3 protein-coding genes are annotated in these 3,782 nt (G+C 43.1%); 2 read left to right on the plus strand and 1 reads right to left on the minus strand.

Features of this window, described 5'->3' with window-relative positions; translation table 11 throughout:
• Nucleotides 1–420: 420 nt before the first annotated feature.
• Nucleotides 421–1,593, plus strand: a complete 1,173-nt coding sequence (locus KTE19_RS13110; protein WP_217342466.1) for a thiolase family protein — start codon at nt 421–423, stop codon at nt 1,591–1,593.
• A gap of 80 nt (nt 1,594–1,673) precedes the next feature.
• On the opposite strand, the gene KTE19_RS13115 is transcribed toward KTE19_RS13110, so the two are convergent.
• The gene (locus tag KTE19_RS13115) at nt 1,674–3,263 is read right to left on the minus strand and encodes a hypothetical protein (RefSeq protein ID WP_217164871.1); all 1,590 of its coding nucleotides are present in this window, start codon (nt 3,261–3,263) and stop codon (nt 1,674–1,676) included.
• 158 nt (nt 3,264–3,421) lie between these two features.
• On the opposite strand from KTE19_RS13115, the gene KTE19_RS13120 reads away from it, so the two are divergent.
• Nucleotides 3,422–3,610 carry a CsbD family protein gene (locus KTE19_RS13120; RefSeq protein ID WP_217164873.1) on the plus strand — a complete coding sequence of 63 codons (189 nt, stop codon included), beginning with the start codon at nt 3,422–3,424 and terminating at the stop codon, nt 3,608–3,610.
• Nucleotides 3,611–3,782: the final 172 nt, after the last annotated feature.

Here is a 3,782-nt window from a genome sequence, read left to right on the forward strand (position 1 = left end):
CAAATGTTTGGTTCCGAAATGAATCGGAACGCCCTGCACATTTGTTTGTCGAAAATTTTGTTCAGTTTTCAAAGGTCTACATGAGAAACACAAACATTTTTGATGACTCCAAGTAAATCGTTCGTCATTCGAAATCCTTATGTCTCATTGCCTCAGCAGCAATAACAATTATATCTCATCAAATCCTGTAAGTCAACAAAAACTTTTTAAGAAGTAATTGGTATATATGCAATTGCTAACTAAGCAACGAGTAATATACTATCAGGATTTTTGACCCAGGTCAACTACTATTTCAAAATTAATCGTTTTTTCTATTAACTAATGATTTAGCAATTCATTAAGGTTGAGTCAAAAGTTCACTATTGAGGTGAATAACCCGTTATACTAGCACATGAAATCTTTACAAAGGAGCCAATGAATTTGGACAATATCGTAATCATTGAAGGCAAACGGACTCCAATAGGTAAACTTAACGGTGCATTAAAAAATGTCACAGCGGAACAACTCGGAACAATGACCGTTAAAAATTTGCTTGCGAAAACAAATATCCCCGCCTCGTTGATTGACCAAGTAATTTTTGGCAACGCAATTCAAGCAGGGAACGGTCAAAACATTGCCCGTCAAATCGAATTACAAAGTCATATTCCTCAAAGCAAGACAGCATTTACAGTTAATCAAGTCTGCGGATCCGGCATGCAAGCCGTCCATCAAGCAAGTTCAGCACTGCTGCTCGGTGAATCGGAAATAATCATCGCTGGCGGTACGGAAAGCATGTCAAATGCGCCTTACCTCAACATGAATCAACGTCAGGCAACTAAATTTGGGGCAGTCACCATGCACGATGCATTGGAACATGACGGCCTTCGAGATTCTATTTCAGGTGAGTTAATGGGTATCACCGCCGAAAATGTTGCCAACCGTTTTAACATTACCCGCCGGGAGCAGGATTCGTTTGCGTTACGGTCACATCAACTTGCCGCTGCTGCAATTCGTAACCATCAATTTGATGATGAACTGATTCCTATTGAGACTAAAGAACTAGCAAACCCAATCAATCAGGATGAACCCGTTAGATTCGACACGAGCTTGGAAAAGTTATCCCAACTAAAGCCTGCATTCAAACCAAATGGGACTGTTACCGCCGGAAACTCCGCCGGACTAAACGATGGCGCCTCGGCCCTGATCCTGACAACGGCCTCCCATGCCAAAAAACTAGGTCTCCAGCCAATCGCAGAAATTCTTGGCTATTCCGAGGCTGGGATCGATCCTGAGATCATGGGATATGCGCCTTACCTTGCCATCAACAGTCTCCTCGCCAAATTAAAAATGACGATTGCAGACATTGACTTGGTTGAACTCAACGAAGCCTTTGCCGCTCAATGTATTGCGGTTACCCGCGACCTTCACCTCTCACTGGAAAAAGTCAACATCAGTGGGGGCGCGATTGCTTTAGGCCATCCCCTCGGAGACTCCGGTGCCCGAATCATCACGACACTGATCCACAATCTACGAAGAACCAATCAAGAAATCGGGATTGCTTCCCTATGCATGGGTGGCGGCATGGGGTCGGCAATCGGAATTCGGGCGATTTAACAAAAGGACGTTATAAATAAGGATCGACAGTCAGGCAGATAACTGCTTGACCGTCGATCCTTTTATCGTGTCATGATTATTCAAAGTTGAACTCTATCTGCCGCAGCAATTTCACTTGCAAACGAGCTTTGATATAGCCAGTAATACAACTTCTTTGTTTGTTTGGACATCTCAGCGTATTTCGGGTTAACCGCTCGCATCTGGGGTGCCACCCGCATCAAGTGGTTGAATGCACTGGGGCTGCCAGACTGGTTCAAGCCATCATAGTCGTCTTTACCACGTTCAACAATGGGAATCAGCTGATCCACTTGGAAACGGGCCAGTTGTTCGACGTAATCCCCTAACGATGAAGCGATATTAAAATCAGCTGGGGCCACGTTCCTGGATTCCGTATAATCACCAGCTTGGATTTGTGCTAACAGCTGGTTTCTCGTCACCGTATATCGAACAAGAATTGGTAAACAATAAGTGGCCTGAATCAATCCATGAAGGGCTTCAAGAAAGCCATAATTAACCGGAGCTGTTTCACCACGATCATTGATAAGCGGCCGATGGCTATTATCCATCACCACGCTTAAATTCTGCTGAAAATTCTGTTGACTGGCATTTCTGGCGGTTCCGGCATTACTGAGGTCAATAATCGGTAAATTAGCTGCTAATTCAGCAAGGGTTGCTGGCAAGCCGAATCGTTCAAAGATATCAGTTAGCTGTGAGCCAGTGATTTTGATAACTTGCTGCATATCAGTAGCTGTCGTCACCGGCATGCCAACCAGATCAGCCCGCCCTGCATTCACGAATTGATACACAAATGTATAGAGTTCCAACGAGCATAACAGGTCAAGAACTTCGCTAAACTGACCATTCACGAACAAATTAATCGTTTCGGATAAACTGATGTCGGTCAAAGATTGGGTCATCATAGCTGGTAAATCAGTTTGGTCACTGAAATCATCACCGGAATAGATATAGTTACCAAGCAATGGCACCTGATCATCGCCGAACGAATGAGTTGTCAAATACCCATTGTTAACTTCGTCAAAAAGGCCCTGAACGATTCGCTCATCCACCGGATCATCAATTCCATCCGTAATCTTGCGGAAAGGACTGGCCCCGCGCATGTAACCATTCACGCTGCCAAACCAATCATTTGCCAGCTTCTCTGCATCAGCAAAGGATAGCTTCTGAAAGGCACTGGTTACTTTTGCCACCACGCCATTTTCACCAGCAATCGCGCGGATAAATTGAATGACTGCCGTCTTGTACCCATTGACAAATTTTTTCTGATCTGTACTTTGAGCTAAATAGATTGAAAAAGCATTTCCGGCCGCTCGATTAACGATCGTATCATCGCTTTGACCAGTTGCCCACAAAGACATGTAATGAACCTGGTCCAGCGTCACTGATCTTAAATCGTCAACTGCGACCAAATAGCCCATCTGAACTTCCTTGGATAATTTGAACTCCGCAAGTGACATGCTTTGCTCAATCGGTTTATCAAGAAAAAGCTGGCCCCCTCTGGCCATCCTCTCGGAAAAGATTGAACTTTTTGCATATGTATTTTCACCAAGCAATTTGGAAGTCATCAACGCAATCATAGTCAAAATTTGTTGATGCTTTTTAACTTCATTACTTTCGGATTGTGCTTTTGTAACGCTATTATTGGTAGCCATTCGTTGCACCCCCTAGTCTTAAGACAATAATAGCACATTCTTTGCGTCTAGGAGATAACTCATACAATTCTCATCGTTATAAATTGTCAGGCGTTAACTTTGCAGATCTGTTGATATTCATATATGCTTATAGCATAGATAAGAAAGGATGTGTAACAATGGGAGACTTAAAGAATAAAAAAGATGAAGTAGTTGGTAAGGTCAAAGAAAGTATCGGTGACATGACCGGAAACGACAAGCTTAAATTAAAGGGTAAGGCCCAAAAGACATCCGGCAAGGCAAAAGATAAGGTTGCCGATGCAAAAGAAAAAGCGGCCGAAAAAACCAACGAAGTATTAGATGATTAAAGCGGGCGATAAACCCTGAGGTCATCCAAGACTGGGACGAAAGACGATTTGGTCCCAGAATTTAACAAAAAGAACCAATTATTTCTGATTCTGAAGTGAACCCCAATAGTTGGAGATAATATTTAATAATTTTTAGGCACATAACTGGTCGTTGTGAATCCGGTATTCAACC

It is taken from the genome of Lentilactobacillus dabitei (assembly GCF_019061365.1).
Classification (GTDB): domain Bacteria; phylum Bacillota; class Bacilli; order Lactobacillales; family Lactobacillaceae; genus Lentilactobacillus; species Lentilactobacillus dabitei.